Source organism: Streptomyces polyasparticus (genome assembly GCF_014493765.1).
Lineage (GTDB): Bacteria > Actinomycetota > Actinomycetes > Streptomycetales > Streptomycetaceae > Streptomyces > Streptomyces polyasparticus.
Genome location: NZ_JACTVJ010000001.1, coordinates 34137 through 51931 on the forward strand (window position 1 = coordinate 34137; position 17795 = coordinate 51931).

Annotated in this window: 15 protein-coding genes and 2 pseudogenes; 11 read left to right on the forward strand and 6 right to left on the reverse strand. The window is 71.4% G+C overall.

Annotated features, from left to right (window positions below; translation table 11 throughout):
- The first annotated feature begins 63 nt into the window (after positions 1–63).
- Positions 64–2307 carry an MMPL family transporter gene (locus H9Y04_RS00110; protein ID WP_187811522.1) on the forward strand — a complete coding sequence of 748 codons (2244 nt, stop codon included), beginning with the start codon at positions 64–66 and terminating at the stop codon, positions 2305–2307.
- Between the two features lie 49 nt (positions 2308–2356).
- Positions 2357–3367, forward strand: a complete 1011-nt coding sequence (gene sbnB, locus H9Y04_RS00115; protein ID WP_187811523.1) for a 2,3-diaminopropionate biosynthesis protein SbnB — start codon at positions 2357–2359, stop codon at positions 3365–3367.
- 254 nt (positions 3368–3621) lie between these two features.
- On the opposite strand, the gene H9Y04_RS00120 is transcribed toward sbnB, so the two are convergent.
- Positions 3622–5520, reverse strand: coding sequence for a serine hydrolase domain-containing protein (locus H9Y04_RS00120; protein WP_187811524.1), 1899 nt, complete (start codon positions 5518–5520; stop codon positions 3622–3624).
- Positions 5521–5696: 176 nt separating this feature from the next.
- On the opposite strand from H9Y04_RS00120, the gene H9Y04_RS00125 reads away from it, so the two are divergent.
- The 3 genes from H9Y04_RS00125 to H9Y04_RS00135 all read left to right on the forward strand — a co-directional run bounded on the left by H9Y04_RS00125 (position 5697) and on the right by H9Y04_RS00135 (position 8499).
- Positions 5697–6944, forward strand: coding sequence for a sensor histidine kinase (locus tag H9Y04_RS00125; protein ID WP_214660686.1), 1248 nt, complete (start codon positions 5697–5699; stop codon positions 6942–6944).
- Positions 6929–7573 carry a LuxR C-terminal-related transcriptional regulator gene (locus tag H9Y04_RS00130; RefSeq protein ID WP_187811525.1) on the forward strand — a complete coding sequence of 215 codons (645 nt, stop codon included), beginning with the start codon at positions 6929–6931 and terminating at the stop codon, positions 7571–7573. The genes H9Y04_RS00125 and H9Y04_RS00130 overlap by 16 nt, the downstream gene beginning before the upstream one ends.
- A 224-nt stretch (positions 7574–7797) precedes the next feature.
- The gene (locus tag H9Y04_RS00135) at positions 7798–8499 is read left to right on the forward strand and encodes a DUF6250 domain-containing protein (RefSeq protein WP_187811526.1); all 702 of its coding nucleotides are present in this window, start codon (positions 7798–7800) and stop codon (positions 8497–8499) included.
- Between the two features lie 57 nt (positions 8500–8556).
- On the opposite strand, the gene H9Y04_RS00140 is transcribed toward H9Y04_RS00135, so the two are convergent.
- Entirely contained in the window at positions 8557–9723 is a 1167-nt protein-coding gene (locus tag H9Y04_RS00140) for a hypothetical protein (protein ID WP_187811527.1), read from the reverse strand.
- A 183-nt stretch (positions 9724–9906) separates the two neighbouring features.
- Positions 9907–10533 carry a TetR/AcrR family transcriptional regulator gene (locus tag H9Y04_RS00145; protein ID WP_236070480.1) on the reverse strand — a complete coding sequence of 209 codons (627 nt, stop codon included), beginning with the start codon at positions 10531–10533 and terminating at the stop codon, positions 9907–9909.
- 263 nt (positions 10534–10796) lie between these two features.
- On the opposite strand from H9Y04_RS00145, the gene H9Y04_RS00150 reads away from it, so the two are divergent.
- The 3 genes from H9Y04_RS00150 to H9Y04_RS00160 are packed head-to-tail and all read left to right on the forward strand — an operon-like array spanning position 10797 to position 13248.
- Positions 10797–11318, forward strand: coding sequence for a DUF6230 family protein (locus H9Y04_RS00150; RefSeq protein WP_214660712.1), 522 nt, complete (start codon positions 10797–10799; stop codon positions 11316–11318).
- The gene (locus H9Y04_RS00155) at positions 11309–12316 is read left to right on the forward strand and encodes a DUF6114 domain-containing protein (protein WP_438818048.1); all 1008 of its coding nucleotides are present in this window, start codon (positions 11309–11311) and stop codon (positions 12314–12316) included. Before H9Y04_RS00150 ends, H9Y04_RS00155 begins: the two co-directional genes overlap by 10 nt.
- The gene (locus H9Y04_RS00160; protein WP_236070481.1) at positions 12313–13248 is read left to right on the forward strand and encodes a hypothetical protein; all 936 of its coding nucleotides are present in this window, start codon (positions 12313–12315) and stop codon (positions 13246–13248) included. The genes H9Y04_RS00155 and H9Y04_RS00160 overlap by 4 nt, the downstream gene beginning before the upstream one ends.
- Positions 13249–13277: 29 nt before the next feature.
- Here the strand turns inward: H9Y04_RS00160 and H9Y04_RS00165 are convergent, their stop codons facing one another.
- Positions 13278–14474: a hypothetical protein gene (locus H9Y04_RS00165; protein ID WP_236070482.1), complete on the reverse strand. Its 1197-nt coding sequence runs from the start codon at positions 14472–14474 to the stop codon at positions 13278–13280.
- Positions 14475–14489: 15 nt separating this feature from the next.
- Positions 14490–14708 (reverse strand): hypothetical protein, encoded by a 219-nt coding sequence (locus H9Y04_RS00170; RefSeq protein ID WP_187811530.1) that lies wholly within the window; start codon positions 14706–14708, stop codon positions 14490–14492.
- Between the two features lie 130 nt (positions 14709–14838).
- On the opposite strand from H9Y04_RS00170, the pseudogene H9Y04_RS00175 reads away from it, so the two are divergent.
- The 3 genes and pseudogenes from H9Y04_RS00175 to H9Y04_RS00185 form a co-directional block, all read left to right on the forward strand.
- Positions 14839–15232 (forward strand): annotated as a pseudogene (locus H9Y04_RS00175) (hypothetical protein); the annotation flags it as partial.
- A gap of 38 nt (positions 15233–15270) precedes the next feature.
- Positions 15271–15885 (forward strand): annotated as a pseudogene (locus H9Y04_RS00180) (MFS transporter); the annotation flags it as partial.
- A gap of 407 nt (positions 15886–16292) precedes the next feature.
- A complete protein-coding gene (locus tag H9Y04_RS00185) occupies positions 16293–16952 on the forward strand; it encodes a DedA family protein (protein ID WP_308800810.1) in 660 nt (219 codons plus the stop codon).
- A 99-nt stretch (positions 16953–17051) separates the two neighbouring features.
- Here H9Y04_RS00185 and H9Y04_RS00190 read toward each other — a convergent pair whose 3' ends face one another.
- The gene (locus tag H9Y04_RS00190) at positions 17052–17693 is read right to left on the reverse strand and encodes an LmeA family phospholipid-binding protein (protein ID WP_187811531.1); all 642 of its coding nucleotides are present in this window, start codon (positions 17691–17693) and stop codon (positions 17052–17054) included.
- Positions 17694–17795: the final 102 nt, after the last annotated feature.

Genomic DNA, 17795 nt, shown 5'->3' on the forward strand with positions numbered 1-17795 from the left:
GATATCTACAGTGAGACACGTCGCTGATCAATGGTCCCCGCAGACGTCCCACTGGGAGAGGTAATGGCAAGGCAACGAAATCTGGCGGCTTCACTGGGCGCCTGGAGCGCCCGGCACCGCAAGACCGCACTTTTCGGATGGCTCTTCGCCGTCATCGCGCTCACGGTCCTCGGCGGGATGGCGGGCCAGAAGAGCCTGACCGAAGCCGACTACGGCACGGGCGAGTCGGGCCGCGCCGCCCGGGTCCTCGTCGACGCCGGCATCAAGACCCCCGCACCCGAGATGGTCCTGGTCCACAGCGGTGAACTGACCGCCGATGACCCCGAGTTCAGGAAGGCGGTTGCCGACGCGATCGCCGCCGTGGACGGCACAGGCCTCGCGCAGAACATCGGTGACCCGTACAAGACGGGCGCGGTCTCCGAGGACAAGCACGACGCCCTGGTCCAGTTCGCCGTGAAGGGCGACCCGGACACCGCCGCGGACCGCATCCAGCCGGTCGTCGACGCCCTGGCGAAGACCGACGAGGCCCACGCGGGCGTCACGCTCGGGCAGTACGGCGCCGCCAGCGGCCTCAAGGGCATCAACGACTCGCTCGGTGAGGACTTCACCCGGGCCGAGTTCACCGCCGTACCCGTCGCGCTCGGCATCCTGCTCGTGGTGTTCGGCGCACTCCTGGCCGCCGTGCTGCCGCTGATCCTCGCGATCACCGCGTGCGTGGCCGCCATGGGACTGCTCGCGCTCTCCAGCCAGTTGGTCCCGGTCGACTCCATGACCAACTCGGTGCTGCTCCTGATGGGCCTCGCCGTCGGAGTCGACTACTGCCTCTTCTACATCCGCCGCGAGCGCGAGGAGCGCGCCGCCGGCCGCGACAAGGAGACCGCGCTGCGGATCGCCGCCGCGACCTCCGGCCGCTCGGTGCTGATCTCCGGTCTGACCGTGGCCGTCGCCATGGCCGGCATGTTCCTGTCCGGGCTCACGGTCTTCGAGGGCTTCGCCGTCGCCACGATCGAGGTCGTCCTGATCGCCGTGCTCGGCTCCATGACGGTGCTGCCCGCGGTGATGGCGATGCTCGGCGACCGGATCGACGCCGGCCGCATCCCGGGCCTGCGCCGCAAGGCGCGCGTGCGCACCATGGGCGACAAGCCGGGCAAGCTGCTCGGCGCGGTCCTCAAGGCGCCCGCCCTGTTCGCGGTACTCGGCGTCGCCTTCCTGCTCGCCCTGGCCGCGCCCGCCCTGTCCATGAAGACGGAGAAGCTCGGCTTCGACCAGCTGCTTCCCGCCGACAACGTCACCGCGCAGACCGCCCAGCGCATCGAGAAGGTCTTCCCCGGCGCACCCGCACCGGCCCAGATCGTCTTCGAGACCGGCGACATCACCTCCGCCGCATCCACCGGCGCCATCGAGGAGTTCAAGAAGCAGGCCCTCGCCTCCGGTCACGTCAAGAACCCCATCGAGGTGACCGTCCACGAGGACGAGAACATCGCCGTGATCAACGCGCCGCTCGCCGGCGACGGCCGGGGCGCCACCTCGGTCACCGCACTGGAGCAGCTGCGCGACGAGATCATCCCGGCCACCCTGGAGCAGGACTCCGCGAACCAGGCACCGGTCGGCGGCGACCTCGCGTTCTCGACCGACTACAACGACCAGCTCAAGTCGTCGATCGTGCCCGTCTTCGCCTTCGTCATGGGCATCAGCTTCCTGCTGATGCTGCTCTGCTTCCGCTCCCCGGTCATCGCGATCACCTCGATCGTCCTCAACCTCCTGTCCGTGGCCGCCGCTTACGGCGTGATGACCGCGGTCTTCCAGAAGGGCTGGGGCGACGAGCTGGTCGGTACGACGGCCGTCGGCGCGGTCGAGTCCTGGATGCCGCTGTTCGTCTTCGTGGTCCTGTTCGGCCTGTCCATGGACTACCACGTCTTCGTGGTCTCCCGGATCCGCGAGGCCTACGACCAGGGCGTCGACAACCGCGCGGCCGTGGCCCACGGCATCCGCTCCACCGCGGGCGTGGTCACCAGCGCGGGCCTGATCATGGTCGCCGTCTTCGCGGTCTTCGGCACGCTGTCCATGCAGGACTTCAAGCAGCTGGGCGTCGGCCTCGCCGTCGCCGTCCTGCTCGACGCCACGCTCGTACGCGCCGTGCTGCTGCCCGCCGTGATGACCCTGCTCGGCCGCTCCAACTGGTGGCTGCCCGGCTGGCTCAAGTGGCTGCCGCAGCTCTCGCACGGCGAGGAGCAGCCGGCCGCGGCCCCCGTACGGGAGCACACCGTCCCGGCTCCGTCCGAGCCGCCCACGCTGGCCCGCCGCTGAACAGCCCGCCCCGCCCCGTATCCGCTCACGACCCCAAGGACCCTTTTCCATGTACGAGTTCAGCGTCATCGGCGGCAAGACCGCACGGGAGATCATCGGAGCCTCCCGGCAGGAGATAGTCGACGTCGTACGCGACACCTACCTCGCCCACCACGCGGGCGACTCGGTGAACCCCGACAGCTACTTCCTGCGCTTCCCCGAGAAGCCCGACGCCCGCATCATCGCGCTCCCCGCGCACCTCGGCGCCGGTGACACCGAGGTCTCCGGGATCAAGTGGATCAGCAGTTTCCCGGCGAACATCGAGCGCGGCATCCCGCGGGCGTCCGCGGCCCTGCTCCTCAACGACTATGAGACGGGCTACCCCTTCGCCTGCCTGGAGGCCTCGCAGATCAGCGCCGCCCGTACCGCCGCCTCCGCGGTGCTCGCCGCGGAGCATCTGACCGGCGGGCGCACCGCCGGGAAGCTGACGGTCGTCGGCGCGGGCATCATCGCCCGCAACATCCTGGAGTTCTTCAAGTCCCGTGACTGGCAGGTCGGTTCGGTCACCGTGCACGACAAGAACGAGGAGTACGGCTCGGCGCTCGCCGCCCACGCCACCACGGAGCTCGGCTACCCGGCCGGCACGGAGTCCGACCTCACGGCGGCCGTCGGCGGCGCCGACGTGGTGGTGCTCGCGACCACCGCCGCCGAGCCGTACATCCTCGACCCCGAGGCCTTCGCGCCCGGCCAGGTCGTGCTCAACATCTCGCTGCGGGACATCGGCCCGGAGCTGATCGAGGGCGCGTACAACATCCTCGACGACGTCGAGCACTGCATGAAGGCCAACACCTCGCCGCACCTCGCGGAGCAGAAGTACGGCGACCGGCACTTCGTCACCGGCACGCTCGCCCAGTTCATCAAGGGCGAGGTGGCCACCGGCACCGACAAGCCGGTGATCTTCTCGCCGTTCGGCCTCGGCGTCCTCGACCTCGCGGTCGGCCTGCATGTCTTCCGTACGGCGAAGGCGTCCGGCGAGGCCGTCGAGATCCAGGACTTCTTCGGCGAGACCACCCGCTGGTAGCCCACCCACCGTCCCCATGCCGAAGGGCCCGGTCAGGAGAGTTCTCCTGCCCGGGCCCTTCGGTCCGACCGATTCGAGGTCCTGCCGTGCCAAGAGGCTGTTGTCCAACCCCGCTCCGGGCCCGAGGGGCCTGGCACCGCCGCCTCCCGCGTTGTCGTCGGTCGCCATGGCTCCGCCATGACTCCCTCCTCCGCCTTGGATTCGACGGCGCCGGGCCCCTCGGTCTGATCCGAAGCGGGGTTGGACAACAGCCTCTAACCCACGAGCCGGTAAGAGGCGCACACCCCGAGGAAGACCAGTGCGGCCAGCGTGCTGCACGTGTAGTGCAGCCGGCCGGTCACCCGCCACCAGCGCCGCCGCCAGGCGAGGAACGCGCAGACGACCATGGCGCACGTGGTCGCGAGCGCGATGCCGGTCAGCGCCGGTACGGCGGTCAGGAGGGCCGAATCACCCACGATGATCGTGCGGTTGAGGGCGTTCGGATCGGCGGACAGGAGCAGGAAGCACACCGTGGCCGCGGTGATCAGCGCCCCGGAGGTCCACAGGATCAGCTTGGCGGCGCGCGCCCCGGCGGGAGCGCCCGGCGAGCGGCGGCGTACCACCGCGAGCACCGGCAGCGCGAGCACGGTCAGGGCGAGGAAGGCGAGGGAGCCGAGCAGCGCCTGCTGGTGCAGGGTGGGGGACAGGTACCAGGGCAGCCGCTCGTACGCGACGGAGGCGTCGGAGGCGAGGGTGAGCCGGCCGTCGTGGAAGGCGATGCGGTCCTGGCCGCCCTTCTCCTGGAAGAGCCCCGGGCTCAGCTGCACCCAGTGCCGCTCGGTGACGTCCGGATTGCGCGACAGGCCCGTGGTGGTCAGCGTGGCGCCCTCGCCGGCGCTGACGTGCACCGAACCGGTCAGGGCACTCACCCGGGTCAGCTCGGAGGAACTGGTGCGCGTGGAGCGGTAGTCGCCCTCGTACCCGGAGACGTCGGCGTGCGAGGCCGAGCGCTGCACCTTGGCCGCCGTACCGAAGTGGTCGGCGACCCGGTCGGCCACCTCCTGCCCGGCGTAGGCGGCGCGCCCGTCCGTGCCGTCCCCGTTGTAGACCACGTACACGGCGGCGTCCCGCTCGGGCAGCAGCGCCAGATTGCCGTGGAAGCCCGGCAGATCGCCGTCCTTGACCAGCATGCGCTGCCCGCCGCGGACCCGCTCCTCCAGGATGTAACCGAGTCCGGACAGCCGCTTGTCGTTGCCGAACTGCCGGGCCTGGAGCGCCGAGTTGGAGCGCTCGGTCAGGATCGGGCCGCCGTCCTCGTCGAGCAGCGCCCGCAGCAGCTTCCCCATGTCGGCCGCCGTGGTGACCGCGCCCGCACCGGTCGGCGACCAGTCCCCGTACTGCCCGTCCTCGACGTGCTGCCCCTTGCCGTCGGGCCGGTGGCCGCGGGCGAGGTCCGCCTCGATCGCGGGGGTGTGCGGCTGCGCGAAGCTCGTACGGTCCATCCCGAGCGGCCGCAGAATCGAGCGGTCCACGTACGTGGCGAACGGGGTGTCCGTCACCGTCTCCACGAGGTATCCGGCAAGCGCCACACCGTAGTTGTCGTAGCTCGCGACCTCGCCAGGCGGCCGGACCCGGCGCGGCTGGTGCTCGGCGAGGCTCTCGCCGAGCGGGCGGACGTCCTCGGGCCGGGTGGCGGCGCGCCCGATGATGTTGTTGTCGAAGCCGGCCGTGTGCGTGAGCAGATCGCGTACGGTCACCGGGCGGCCGGGATAACTGTCCTCGATACGGAAGGACTTGAGGTAGCGGTTGACGTCGGACCGCAGGTCGAGCCGCCCCTTCTCGACCTGCTGCAGCACCGCGACCGCCGTGAACAGCTTGGCGTCGGAGGCCATGAAGAACCCGGTGCGAGCCGGGTCCACGGGCGTCCCGGCGCCGGCGTCCGCGACCCCGTACCCCTTGGCGAGCACCTGCCGGCCGTCTTCGACCACGACCACGGAGGCGCCGGGGATCCGGTAGTCGGCGAGCTGCCGCCGTACGAGGGAGTCGATCCGCTCGGCCAGGGAGCGGCTCTCCGGGGAGGCCGCCTGGGCGCTGCCGCCACCGCCCGCCAGGAGCAGCAGCACGCAGAGCGGAAGAAGCAGGAGCCGCAGTCGCTGTCGCAGTCGCATCGTCATGGATCAAGTCAAGCCCGGACGACGCGGACGAAAAAGGCACCTCGGTGGCATCCCGAGGGGGACCTGGGTACACCACCGTGCAGGGGACACATGTCCCGTGTGCGCAGGCCCGGCGTCGAACAGACTCGGGGCATCACCACGGCAGCGAGCCGTGCGCAGAGGGGAATGGGACGACCGTGAACACAGTGAACATCCGGACCGGAATCCGATCCGCCGGCAGGGGGCTGCCCGTCCTGGGCCTCGCCATCGCGGAGCTCGTCCTCTTCTGCCTCTTCGTGACGGCGGTGGCGCTGCTCGGCGTCGGCCTCGGCGTGCTGCTCGTCCCCGCGCTCGCCGTGGCCGTACGGGCGGTCGTGAACACCTCCCGCAGGACGGCCGCCCGTTGGTCGGGCGTCGCCCTTCCCGAGCCGTACCTGCCGCCGCCCGCCGCCGAACCGGGCCTCAAGGGCCAGTGGCAGCGCACGCACTGGGTCCTCACCGACCCGGCCACCTGGCGCGACCTCGCCTGGATGCTGGTCAACCCGGTGGCCGGCGTGGTGCTCGCGCTGCTGCCGTTCGCCCTCGTCGTCGGCGGCCTCGGCGGCGTCCTGATGCCCGCGGTCTATCAGCCGATCGCCGACGCGGGTGAGAACTACTACCTGTGGGTGGAGATCAGCGACATGACCTCCGCCTGGTACGCCGCCGCCCTCGGCCTGATCACCCTGTTCGCCGGCCTCGCCGTCGGACCCGCGGCCCTGCGCGCCCACGCCGCCCTGGCCCGGACGCTGCTCGCGCCCACCGCCGCCGCCCGGCGCGTACGGCATCTGACCGACACCCGCAGCGACGCCGTGAACAGCTCGGCCGCCGAACTGCGCCGTATCGAAAGGGATCTGCACGACGGAGCGCAGGCCCGCCTGGTCGCCCTCGGCATGAACCTGGGCGTCGCCGAGCAGCTGCTCGCCAAGGACCCCGAGGCCGTCCGCGCCATCCTCGCCGACACCCGCAAGGCCTCCGCCGCCGCGCTGACCGAGCTGCGCGACCTCGTCCGCGGCATCCACCCGCCGGTCCTCGCCGACCGCGGTCTCGCGGACGCGGTGCGCGCCCTGGCGATGGACTGCCCGCTCGACGTCACCGTGCAGGCCGATCTGCCCGGCCGCGCGGAGGCCCCCGTGGAGTCCGCGATGTACTTCGCGGTCGCCGAGGCCCTCACCAACGCCGCCAAGCACGCCTCGGCGGACAGCGTGAGCATCGACCTCTGGTACGAGGGCGGCGCGCTGCGCGGCCAGGTCATCGACGACGGCGAGGGCGGCGCCGACCCCTCGCGCGGCACCGGCCTGCGAGGGATCGAGCGCCGGCTCGCCGCCTTCGACGGAATACTCGCCGTGAACAGCAAGTCCGGTACGGGAACCACCCTGACCATGGAGCTGCCGTGCGCGTTGTCCTAGCCGAAGACCTGTTCCTGCTGCGGGACGGCCTGGTCCGCCTCCTCGAGTCGTACGACTTCGAGGTGGTGGCCGCCGTCGACAACGGGCCGGGACTGCTCAAGGCCCTGCTCGACCACAGGCCGGACGTCGCCGTCGTCGACGTCCGGCTTCCGCCGACGTTCACGGACGAAGGCCTGCAGGCCGCGCTGGAGGCCCGCCGCCAGGTGCCCGGTCTGCCGGTCCTCGTCCTCTCCCAGTACGTGGAGCAGCTCTACGCCCGTGAGCTCCTGGCCGACGGCAGCGGAGGCATCGGCTATCTGCTCAAGGACCGGGTGTTCGACCCGGACGGCTTCGTGGACGCGGTCCGCCGCGTCGCCGCCGGCGGCACCGCGATGGACCCCGACGTCGTGGCCAAGCTCTTCGCCAAGGGGGCCCACCGCGACGGCCCGCTCGCCCGCCTCACCCCGCGCGAACGCGAGGTCCTGTCCTTGATGGCCGAAGGCCGCTCCAATGCCGCGATCGCCCAGAGCCTGGTGATCACCGAACGCGCCGTCATCAAGCACACGTCGAACATCTTCACCAAGCTCGACCTGCCGGTCTCGGACGCGGACAACCGCCGGGTGCTGGCAGTGCTCGCTTACATCGGGTGAGGGCAAGGCCGGCGGACAGTTCCCGGCGAGCTGCGGCGTGATGCCTGCGCGCTTTCCGTACGGCGGCATGGGCCGCTGTTGCGGTTCTGTGTCGCGGGCGGGGAAAGAGTGGCGTTGAACCGTTTCAACGGGCACTGTGGGCGGCGATCCGTCGCCCGACTCCCGGACCGTACACGGAAGTTGTGGTGCGCCGCGCACTGCCCGCCCCCGGAAGGAACCCGATCATGAGCACCTCCCGCCGTGCCTTCGCCGCCCTCGCCGCCGGGGTCGCCCTGGCCGCGCTCGATCCGGCCGGGGCCGCGGCCGGTTCCCGGCGCGGGCGCAGGCTGCTGGCCAGGGACGGGTTCCGGCACGGGCTCGGGCAGTGGGCCGTCGAGCTGGAGGCCGGGGGCACCGTCACCGCGACGGGCGGTGTGCTCGAGGTCGACACACCGGCCGGTGCCACGATCTGGTTCAAGCGGAAGCTGCCCGCCTCCTACGAGATCACCTACACCGCCACCCCGGTGTCGGCCGGCGGTGCCAACGACCGTGTCTCCGACCTCAACAACTTCTGGAACGCCTCCGACGTCCGCTCGCCCCACGACCTCTTCGCCACCCCCCGTACCGGCGCCTTCGCCGACTGCGACTTCCTGAAGATGTACTACGCGGGCTTCGGCGCCAACTACAACACCACCACCCGCCTGCGCCGCTACGTGGGCGAACCCGGCGTGCGGCCCCTCCTCTTCGACTACACCGCACCCCTGCTCACCCCCAACGCTCCCCACCACGTCCGCCTGGTCTCCGACGGCCCCCGCCAGGAGTGGTGGCTGGGCGGCGTCCGGATATTCGCCTACGAGGATCCGGCTCCCTACCTCGGCGGCCACTTCGCCTTCCGCACCACCTGGAGCCACTTCGCCTTCCGCGACTTCGAGGTGCGCGGGCTCTGATCGGAGAGTTGGCGTGTCCGGCCGTGCAGGCACGGCACGGCCGAACACGCCCCGGGGTCAGGCGAGGAGGGTGACGGCCTCCGCGAAGTCGGCGTGCGCGGGCTCGAAGGTCCGCGCGGCGACGAGGAACATCGCGCGGTCCGTCAAGGCCCGCGCGAGCCGCGCGGGGTCGTCGGGCAGGCGGCGGGCGAGCGCCACGCCTTCGTCGAAGTACGGCTTGAACCGCTCCTCGAAACGGTGGGGACGGCCGCCGTCGCGCAGGGCCGCACGGATGCTGATTCTGCGCTGTACATCGGCCAGTTCGGGCAGCCGGCCCGCCTCGCGCAGCCCCGCCGCCTGCGCTTCGAGCTCGGGCAGAGTGCCGAGAAAGGCCTCTCGTGTATCAGCCGACCACTGACGGTCGGCGCCGAAGGGCGGCATCGGGGACTCGGCGGTCGCCGCCGGTTCGTCGGCCCGTCCCGACAGGGCGAACAGGGTGACCCACCACGCGAGAATGCAGCTCCAGTTCTTCGGCTCGCCCGTCGTCGCCAGCTCCTCCAGGACGGTCAGGGCCTCCCGCCGGAGGGCCGCGGCGTCCGCACCGTGCCCGGCGGCCTCGCGCATCCGGGACAGATGGACCAGCTCCCAGGTGAGGATGGCCGGCGACTTGTCCTGCTCGGCGGCCTTGCGCCGGGTCTCGTCGAGGAGTTCACCGAAGACGGCAGATGCCTTGTCGTGCAGGCCCGCGCCCTCCAGGTTCGCCGCCCACTCGACCATGTGCCAGAAGGAATGCTCCGGCTGGCCGTTCCGTACCGCCTTCTCGTTGAGCTCCGCGGCCTCCCGGAAGCGGCCCTCCTCCGCCAGGATGTTCGCCAGCCTCCCGTTCCACCCGGCCTCGGCCATTTCCTTGCAGACCGTACGTCCCTCTGCTCGGCGTCCGAGGGCGAACAGGGCCCGCTGATAGGCGTCCAGCGCCCTGCACAGCCTTTCCGTACGGCTCGGCTCCCCGGCCTCGATCCTCCGCGCGGCCCCGACGGCCTCGGCGCGCAGCGCCACGTCCACCTTCGGGTCCCGGGTGTGATAGCTCAGCGTGAGAAGCGCGTCGACCAGCTTCGGCAGATACGCCTTCGGGCTCACCTCCGCCAAGACCCGGTACGCGGTGACCAGTTGGAGCTCGCTCAGCCGTCCGGACCCCAGCAGCAGCACGCGAGCCCGCAGCACCGCGTCGTGATCGATTTTCCCCATGTGCCCCCTGTCTCCGGTGAGAAGTACGAGGGAGATTCTGGGACGCGGGGAGCGGACCGGACAAGGCTCGCGAACTGTGCGTTCCGTCCTACGAAAAACGCCGCTGACCTGCCATGATGGACATGCGTTCACGCTTGTTCCGGTCCAGTTGGCTCCGTTGCGCCGGCTCGAGTCGGTGCCGGCCTAATCCGGTTCGGGCGCCGGCCACTGCGGCAGCAGCTCCTCGATGGTGTCGAGAGTGCGGCGCAGTTGGCGTACCAGGAGCTCCCGTACCGTCTCGCGGTCGGGCTCCGCGCGGTCGAGCCAGTCGAGAGTCACCCCCTCCACGCCGCTGAGCCAGCCGACCAGCGCGAGCCGGGCCAGCGGCGGTATGTCCCGCCGCTGGTAGGCCCCTTCGGCGATCGTGGCGATGAGCTCCTCGCGTACGGCATGGCGGATCGCGAAGACCTCGGTGTCGAATCCCACGCCGCCCGTGACGATCGCGCGGTACGCCGCGCGGTGCTCCTTGGCGAAGCGCAGATAGCCGTCGACCGTGCGGTGGACGCGGATCGTGCGCGGCAGATCCTGCGCGCTGCCCGCGCGGGCGACGAGTGCCGCGGCGGAGTCCTCGACGATGGCCAGGTAGTAGCCGCGCTTGGACTTGAAGTAGTAGTAGAACAGTCCCTTCGCGACCCCCGCGCGCTGGGCGATGTCGTCCATCGACAGCGCGTCGTACGAGGTGTCGGCGAACAACTTCCGTCCGATGGCGATGAGTTCGGCGCGGCGTGCCTGGGAACGCCCGGTGCTGCCGCGCTGTTGACTATTATTCAAATTGCGCCCTAGTCTCCAACTGCCCGCGGAATGCCCGTAGTACGGCGCGCAGTATCGCGCACCGCGCCGAGCTGCGTCGATGTTCCGCGAGAGAACGGGCCGCATGCGGCGCGCTCCCGCATCCGGCCACGCACCCCCCTTACGCACGTGGACGACGTACGGGAGGCACCGTGAGCTCACAGCAGCGGCCCACCCCAGTGGGCAGAACCAACTGGAAGAAGACCGCGGTCGTCGCCCTGCCGGCGGTGCTCTGCGTCGGTCTGATGGCCTCGGTGATGGCCCAGGGCGCCCTGGCCGCGTCCTTCGCCGTCTCGGGAACGAGTTTCCAGGTCTCGTCGGGCAAGCTCTCCAGCGAGGGACTCGCCTCGTATGTGCAGGTGGACCGCTCGGTCGACGGCAAGGGCCATCCCGTGGCCCTGCTCGGCATCGGCGATGCCACGCTCTCCGACATCTGCCAGGCCGCGGAGGTGAAGACCCCCATCGGCACCGTGGTGTTCAAGCTGACGGCGGGCGGCGAGGCCGGGAACGTCACGGCGAGCAACCTCGTCATCGACGGAGAGGACCTCGTCGGCGACGCGCGCTTCGGTACGGCGCAGATCGGCCGGGACGCCTCCACCCTCGACAGCGTGGAGGGGGTCAAGGGCGAGGCCGGCAAGTTCGGTCTGCAGGCCGGGGACATCGAGGTGTCCGGTGTGAAGTCCAACGCGTGGTCCGCGACGGGTGGCAACTTCCGGCTCAAGGGCATGCGCGTGGACGTCAGCCTGGACGGCGACAAGTGCTTCTGAACCGCCACGGCGACGACGGACACGTCGGCGGTGGTGGCGGAGGAGGCGGCGCAGGCAGCGACGGCGGCGGAGGGTGGCTCGACCGCCGGCTGCCGGGGCCCGAGGCGCGCCGGGTCCTGCGCCGCTGGCGCCGCACCCGGCCGTTCTGGGGCGGACTGCTCCTGATCCTCGGCGGCGTCGAGCTGCTCCTCGTACCGCTGTCGCCGCTCACCGTCCTGGTCAGCCTCGGGCTCGGCGGTATCGCGGCGATCGGCATCGGGCTCGCGTTGATCGTGGCCGGGCTCTTCCTGTGGCTGCTGCCGCACACACGGCACTACGTGAGCATCAACGCCCTGATCCTGTCGGTGCTTTCGTTCGCCGCGACCAACCTCGGCGGCTTCCTCGTCGGCATGCTCCTGGGCATCGCGGGCAGCGCCATGGGCTTCGGCTGGACCCCGGTCGACCCGGACGCCAAGGAGAAGGCGAAGCGCGCGCGGATACGGGACGGGCAGGGCACGCGCACCCTCGGGCTGCTGCTCCCGGTGGTGCTCGTCGGCGCGGTCCACGGCCCCGGGGTCGGCCGGGCCCTGGCCGCACCGGCTGAGGACATCGTGGCGGCCCGCACGCCTCCGACGGTCACGACCTCCCTCTTCGCCCCGCAGGGCTTCCTGTTCGCAGGGGTCGAGGAACTGCCCACCGCAGACGGACCGTTGAAGGTCATGGTGCTCCGTATGAAGGCGGCCTCGCTCGACGACTACCGGCTGCGGACGCGAGACGGGCGCGACGAACTGGGGCTCGGGGCCGACACCTTGGAGCTGTCCGGTGATGTCACGCTCTACCTCACCAAGTTCAGCGGCTGCCTCGAAGGCCTGCTCTGTCTGACCTTCACGCCGGACGGCCTGCCCGTGCCGCCCGTCGTGCCGCCGTTCGTCTTCATGACCCAGGTGGAGGCCGAACAGGCCCTGGTCACCTCGGACGTGATCGTGGCCGACGGACTCACCCTGGAGGCGGCGCCATGATCCAGATCCAGGCCGCGCTGTTCTGGGCCTACGCGATCGGGGCCACGTTCGCCGTCGCCGCCGGACGCCAGCTCCAGATCTGGGAGCGGCTGAGCGTCGGCGAGGGCCCCCGCACCCGCAGCCGGGTCGCCAATCCGTATCTGACCCTGACGATGCTCTTCGCGACGGTACTGCTCGTGCCGACCGGCCTGTTCCTGCTCTGGCAGAACCCGTCCTGGGCGACCATGCAGGTCGCGGACGGCCACCGGGGGATCTGGGCCGGGTTCGTCCTCTTCTATGCGGGCGGCATCCCCGTCGCCACGCTGCTCGGGTTCACCGCGGCCCAGGCCCTCGTGCTCATGGGCGCGGGCTACTGGGCGTATCTGCAGTGCGTGGGCGGGTACTTCCTGCTGTTCGGGACGCTGATCCACGGCTGGGACGGCGAAGGCTACGCCCGCTTCTTCTCCACCGGCGCACGGGACTTCGCCGACTGGCCCGAGGACAGCATCGTCAACAACATCCTGGACTTCCTGACGTCGGGCACCTTCCTGGCGCTGCTCCTGCTCGGGGCCGCCGTGATCGGCACGATGCTGGTCACCGAGATCGCCTGGCTGTTGGAGGGGTGGGACCTGCCCGGCGGCGACGAGGACCGCAAGGTGCCCCGTATCGTCGCGATCGCCATCGCTGCCGCGGGCGTGTACGGACTGCCGTTCTTCGGCGCGCTGGTGGCAAGTGGCCTGATGCGGCTGCTCGGAGCGGTCTTCGGACTGCTCCTGTTCGCGGTGCTCGCGGGGGTGGTGCTCCTTCACCGCAGCTCGCCGGTGCGCTGGCTGTACGGCCTCGTGGGGATCCCGGAGCGGCACTGGCGGGCCTCGATGGACGTGACGGGGGTGGGGGAGGGCGTGGTGGGGGAGGGCGTGGTGGGGGAGCGCGGGATCGGGGAGCGCGACTGAGGGCCGCGCTCCCCGTGCCTCCACGCCGTCTACCCCGCGGAGTCCTGGAACGCCGGCAGGGCGAAGATCCGGGTCTTGTCCTCGTCCGACATCAGCTCGACCAGGGGGAGGACCACATCCCACAGGTCCTGCTTGTCCACCTCGCGGGCGAGCGCGTCGAGTTCGGGGTCGGTGAGCGCGCCCGCGGCGTCCGCCACGACCTTGCGGGACTCCTCGGGAAGCAGCTGCGCCAGCGGCAGGAACTCCGCCCACAGCCCCGTGCCGACCACGGCCCGTACGACCCCGGTGAGCACCTCGGCGCTGCGCAGCGAGGGCAGCACGGCGACCGCCCGCAGCTCGTCCGCGGGCAGCAGTGCCACCAGCGGGAGCAGTGACTCCCACAGACCCTGCTCGGCGGTCACGGTGACCAGTGAGTCGAGCCGCTCCGGCGGCTGTGCGGCCGCGAGCGAGGCGATACGGGCCCGCTCCTCGCCGGTCACCATGCCGGCCACCGCGAGCGCCTCGGGCCACAGCCCGTCGGCGGCCGAGGCGATGACCGACTCGAGCCGCTGCCCGCCCATCAACTCGATGATGCGGCTGAGCTGTTCGGGCCGGTCGATGGCGTATCCCGTACGGAGCACGGTCGCGTCGGGGACGTGCGGCAGGATCCGGCTGAGCGCCGAGTCCCGCAGATGCCCGACGAAGCGGCCCATGGTGAGGTAGTCGCCCTCTTCCGCGAGCCGTACGGCGATCCGCACGGTGAGGTTCTCGTCGAGCCGGTCCACGATCTGCGGGATGCGGCGCGGGTCGAGGTGCGCACAGGACTCGGCCGTGAACGCGACCGGCAGCTTCTCGATGATGTCGGCCGCGCGCCCCGCCTCCAGGCGGCCCGCGACGGCGGCCGCGAGCCGCGGTCCGAGCGCCTTCTGCGAGATGGCGGCGGCCACCCCGGCGGGCACCAGCTTGGTGGCGGCGGCGATCCGGTCCAGCATGTCCGGCACCTGGTCGAACAGGGCGGCGACGGCCTGCTCGCGGAAGCGCCGTACGTCCTGGAGGGGCAGCGCGGAGAGGAAGCCGATGGCGGCCGGATCCATGTCGAGGAGCGCGGCGATCTTCTCGGTCTCGGCGCGGTTCTGCAGTACTTCGGCGGCGTGGGGCCGGGGTGCTTCGGTGGCGCTGTGCTGCGGTGCCTCGGTGGCGGCGCTGTGCTGCGGTGCTTCGGTGGCGGCGCTGTGCGAGGGATCCATGACATGGCCTCCGGGTCAGCGGAACAGGATGCGGCGGACGGGTCCGCGGGCGAGCGCGGGCACCAGCTTGAGCGCGTCCTCGGCGGCCTCGTTCAGGCCGGCTGCCTGGCGTTCGCGGCGGGAGCGCAGGGCGTCGGCCAGGACGCCGGTCTGTGCGGGCGTCAGCTGCCCGAAGCTCGCCGGAGGGGCATCCCTCAACTCCGTACTCAACTGCGCCGTCGTTTCCGTACTCACGGGACCTCCCGGGCGGAGTGTGGCCGATGGAGCGGTGGTCCCGAGCGTCGTGCGCAATTGACTATTAGTCAATAGTGGTCGCCCAAGGGGCCTGCGGACCAGGGGTGTTGGGGCCTGGCGGGAGTCCCCGCGCAAAGTACGAGGTTTCACCGAGCGGTACTGCGCGATGGCCGCACGGTCGATCGAGCTGCCGGACCGCGGGGCGGGGGAGCCCGATGTCCTGATGCGGCACGCGGTGGCCGACCTGGAGGACTCGCCCCCCGGACGGCGAGCGGCACGTACGGATGGCGCATCTGCGGCTCACCGGCGAACAGTTCGCCGAGCTCGGGGCGCGGCTGCAGGCGCTGGCGGACGAGTACCGCGAGCTGTCCGACCCGTCGCTGCCGGACACGTCGCTCGTCTTCGCTCTGTTCCGGCCGGCGCAGGGCGGGCAGGGCGAACGGGCCGCGCAGGGCATGCAGGGCGAGCAGGCCAGGCAGGGCGAGCAGACCGGACAGGGCGTGCAGACCGGACAGGTCCAGTAGGCCGAGAGGGACGCCAAGTGCGTTTGGGCATAAGGAGGTTGCCGCCCGGATTCGGCCGGCTGTGGACCGCACAGACCATCTCCTCGCTCGGCGACGGCGTGATCCATGCGGCACTGCCCCTGATCGCCCTGACGCTGACGCGGGACCCGATGGCACTCGCCGTCGTCACGGCCGCGGGCACCCTGCCGTGGCTGCTCTTCGGCGTGCTCGGCGGTGCGCTGGTGGACCGCTGGGACCGCCGGCGCACGATGTGGGTCGAGGACACGGCACGTGCGGCGCTGCTCGCCGTCCTCGGACTGGCCGCCGCCCCGAATCCGTACGCGGCCGGTCTCGCGCTCGCCGTCTGCGGGGCCGGCATGGGCGCCACGATGGTGCTCGGCCGCTCGCTGCGGCAGGCGATCGTCCCGGCCCGCCTCATCGGCCGGGTCACCTCCACCTCCCGGATGCTGGCCATGTGTGCCGCCCCCTTCGGCGCCTTCCTCGGCGGCTGGCCGGCCACGCGGTACGACGTCCGCACCCCGCTGTACGCCGCCGCGGCCCTCCTCCTCGCGATGACCGCCATCACGGCGTCCCTGACCAGCAACCGCCGGGTCGAGGCGGCACTGCGCGCGGCCGCCTCGGCCGAGGACGAGGATCTGCCGGATCCCTCGGATCGTCCGGATCTCTTGGGTCACCCGAACCACTCGGACCACTCGGGCTACTCGCGCCACCCGGACCATCCGGACCATCCGGACCACTCGGACCACCCGGATGGTCCGGTGGCCAAGGAGCGCGCCCGGGACGGTGCATTCGACGCGCTGCGACAGTGCATCCCTGACCGTCGCGACCGCCAACTGGCCTGCTGTGTACGGGACTTGGTGGCCAGGCCTGGAGTGGCACGGCAGTCCGTCCCCGACGTCCGCCGGCCCGTCATCGGCCCCAGAGGAACCAGCCGGATCCCGCCCCTTAGGGGTGCCCGGGTGTTTCCCTGACCTTCACGGCGGACTTGTTAAATCCGCCGTGTTACGTGTCAGGTTCTTCTTACAGGTGTCATGCGGGTGTCATGGGTGACGAGAGGACGGTGAGAGGCATCGGTGAGTGGAGCGGGACGTGGCCGTATCTCCTGATCGTGCTGACCGTGGTGCCTCCGCTGGTGCCGAACTCGTGGCTCCTGATGACCGCGGGCGCCCTGTCGGCCACAGGCCGGCTCCACCTGCCGGCCGTACTCCTGGTGGCGGTGTGCAGTGCGGTCCTCGGTGACCTGCTGATCTACGGCAGCGCCCGGCGCTTCGGCGGCGGCCTGGTCCGGCTGCTCAACCGCGGCCCCCGGCGGCGGCTTGCGCTGGAGTGGGCGGCGGCCCGGATCGAGCGCTACGGGATCCCGTTCATGATCGCGGCACGTTTCGCCCCGAGCGGGCGCACCGTCGGCATGTCGGCCGCGGGCCTGGTGCGCTTCCCGTCGCGCCGCATGCTGTGCGCTTCGGGCGCCGCCGAGTCGGTGTGGGTCGCGTACACCGTGGGCCTCGGCTACTTCGGCGGCGCGGCGGCCGGGGAGGGCCCGCTGGGCGTACTGATCGGCCTGGCGATCTCGGGGACGGTGGGCGCTTTGCTGGCCACCGCGCGCTGGGTGATGCGACGCCGCGGCGGCGCGGCGGCGTCCCGCGTGGTGACCTGCGGCGAGACGCTGCGCGCGGACGCGGCGCTGCAGGCCGGACCGAAGGCGGGCGCCCGGGCGGACTGATACTCCGCACGCGACGTCCCGGCTTGTGCTCCTCGTAGCGGCCTGGGCCCTCGACCCGGCAGGTGCCCCTCTTCGCCGACTGTGCCCTTCGGGCGGCCCTCAGCCCAAGCTGACCGAACGCGAGGCGATGTGGAGGCGGATGCCCTCGTCGGTGAGGGTGACTCCGGTGATGTCGGCCTGGAAGGGGCCGCTCGAGAGGGTGACCATCTGCGGGGGTGCGCCCTCGGTCTCCGGCGTGAGCACCAAGTCCGGGCCCTGGCCGGTCAGTCGGGCGATCACATGCTGCCCGCCCGTGGTGACGCGGACCCGGTTCGCGCCGCCCGTCACGGCGGCGATCTCGATCTCGCCCTGCTCGGAGTACTGGCGCTGCAGCGCCTGCGCGAGCGCCTCGTAGGGGACGACCGCCTCGCCGTCGATGCTGTCGGCCACCGCGCTCGACATGCCCTCGACGCGTACGCCGTGGGCGGTCAGCGTGGCGCTCGGCAGGGTCAGGGCGGAGGAGCCCGTGGGGTCCGCGGTGTCCTTCACGGTGATGTCGATCTCGTCGAACTCACCGGCCGCGGCCTGCGTCAGAAAGGGGAAGCCGAGGATGTCCACGTCCACGCCGCCCTGCTGTCCGGGGAGCCGTTCCTCGACTTGGCCCGCGGCGAGGTTCTCGGCTATCTGCTCGGCCGCCAGATCGGCGCCCAGCGCCAGGGCGGACAGAACGCCGAGGGTGATGAGAGGCGTGCGCAGGCGCATGGGGCGGGTTCCTTCCCGAAGACGAGTGCCTTGTCTTGCACGTCGCCCGCGGGCAGGCGGATGGAGTGCCGGGGAGGTCGCTCATGCGGCTGCCTCGGCTGG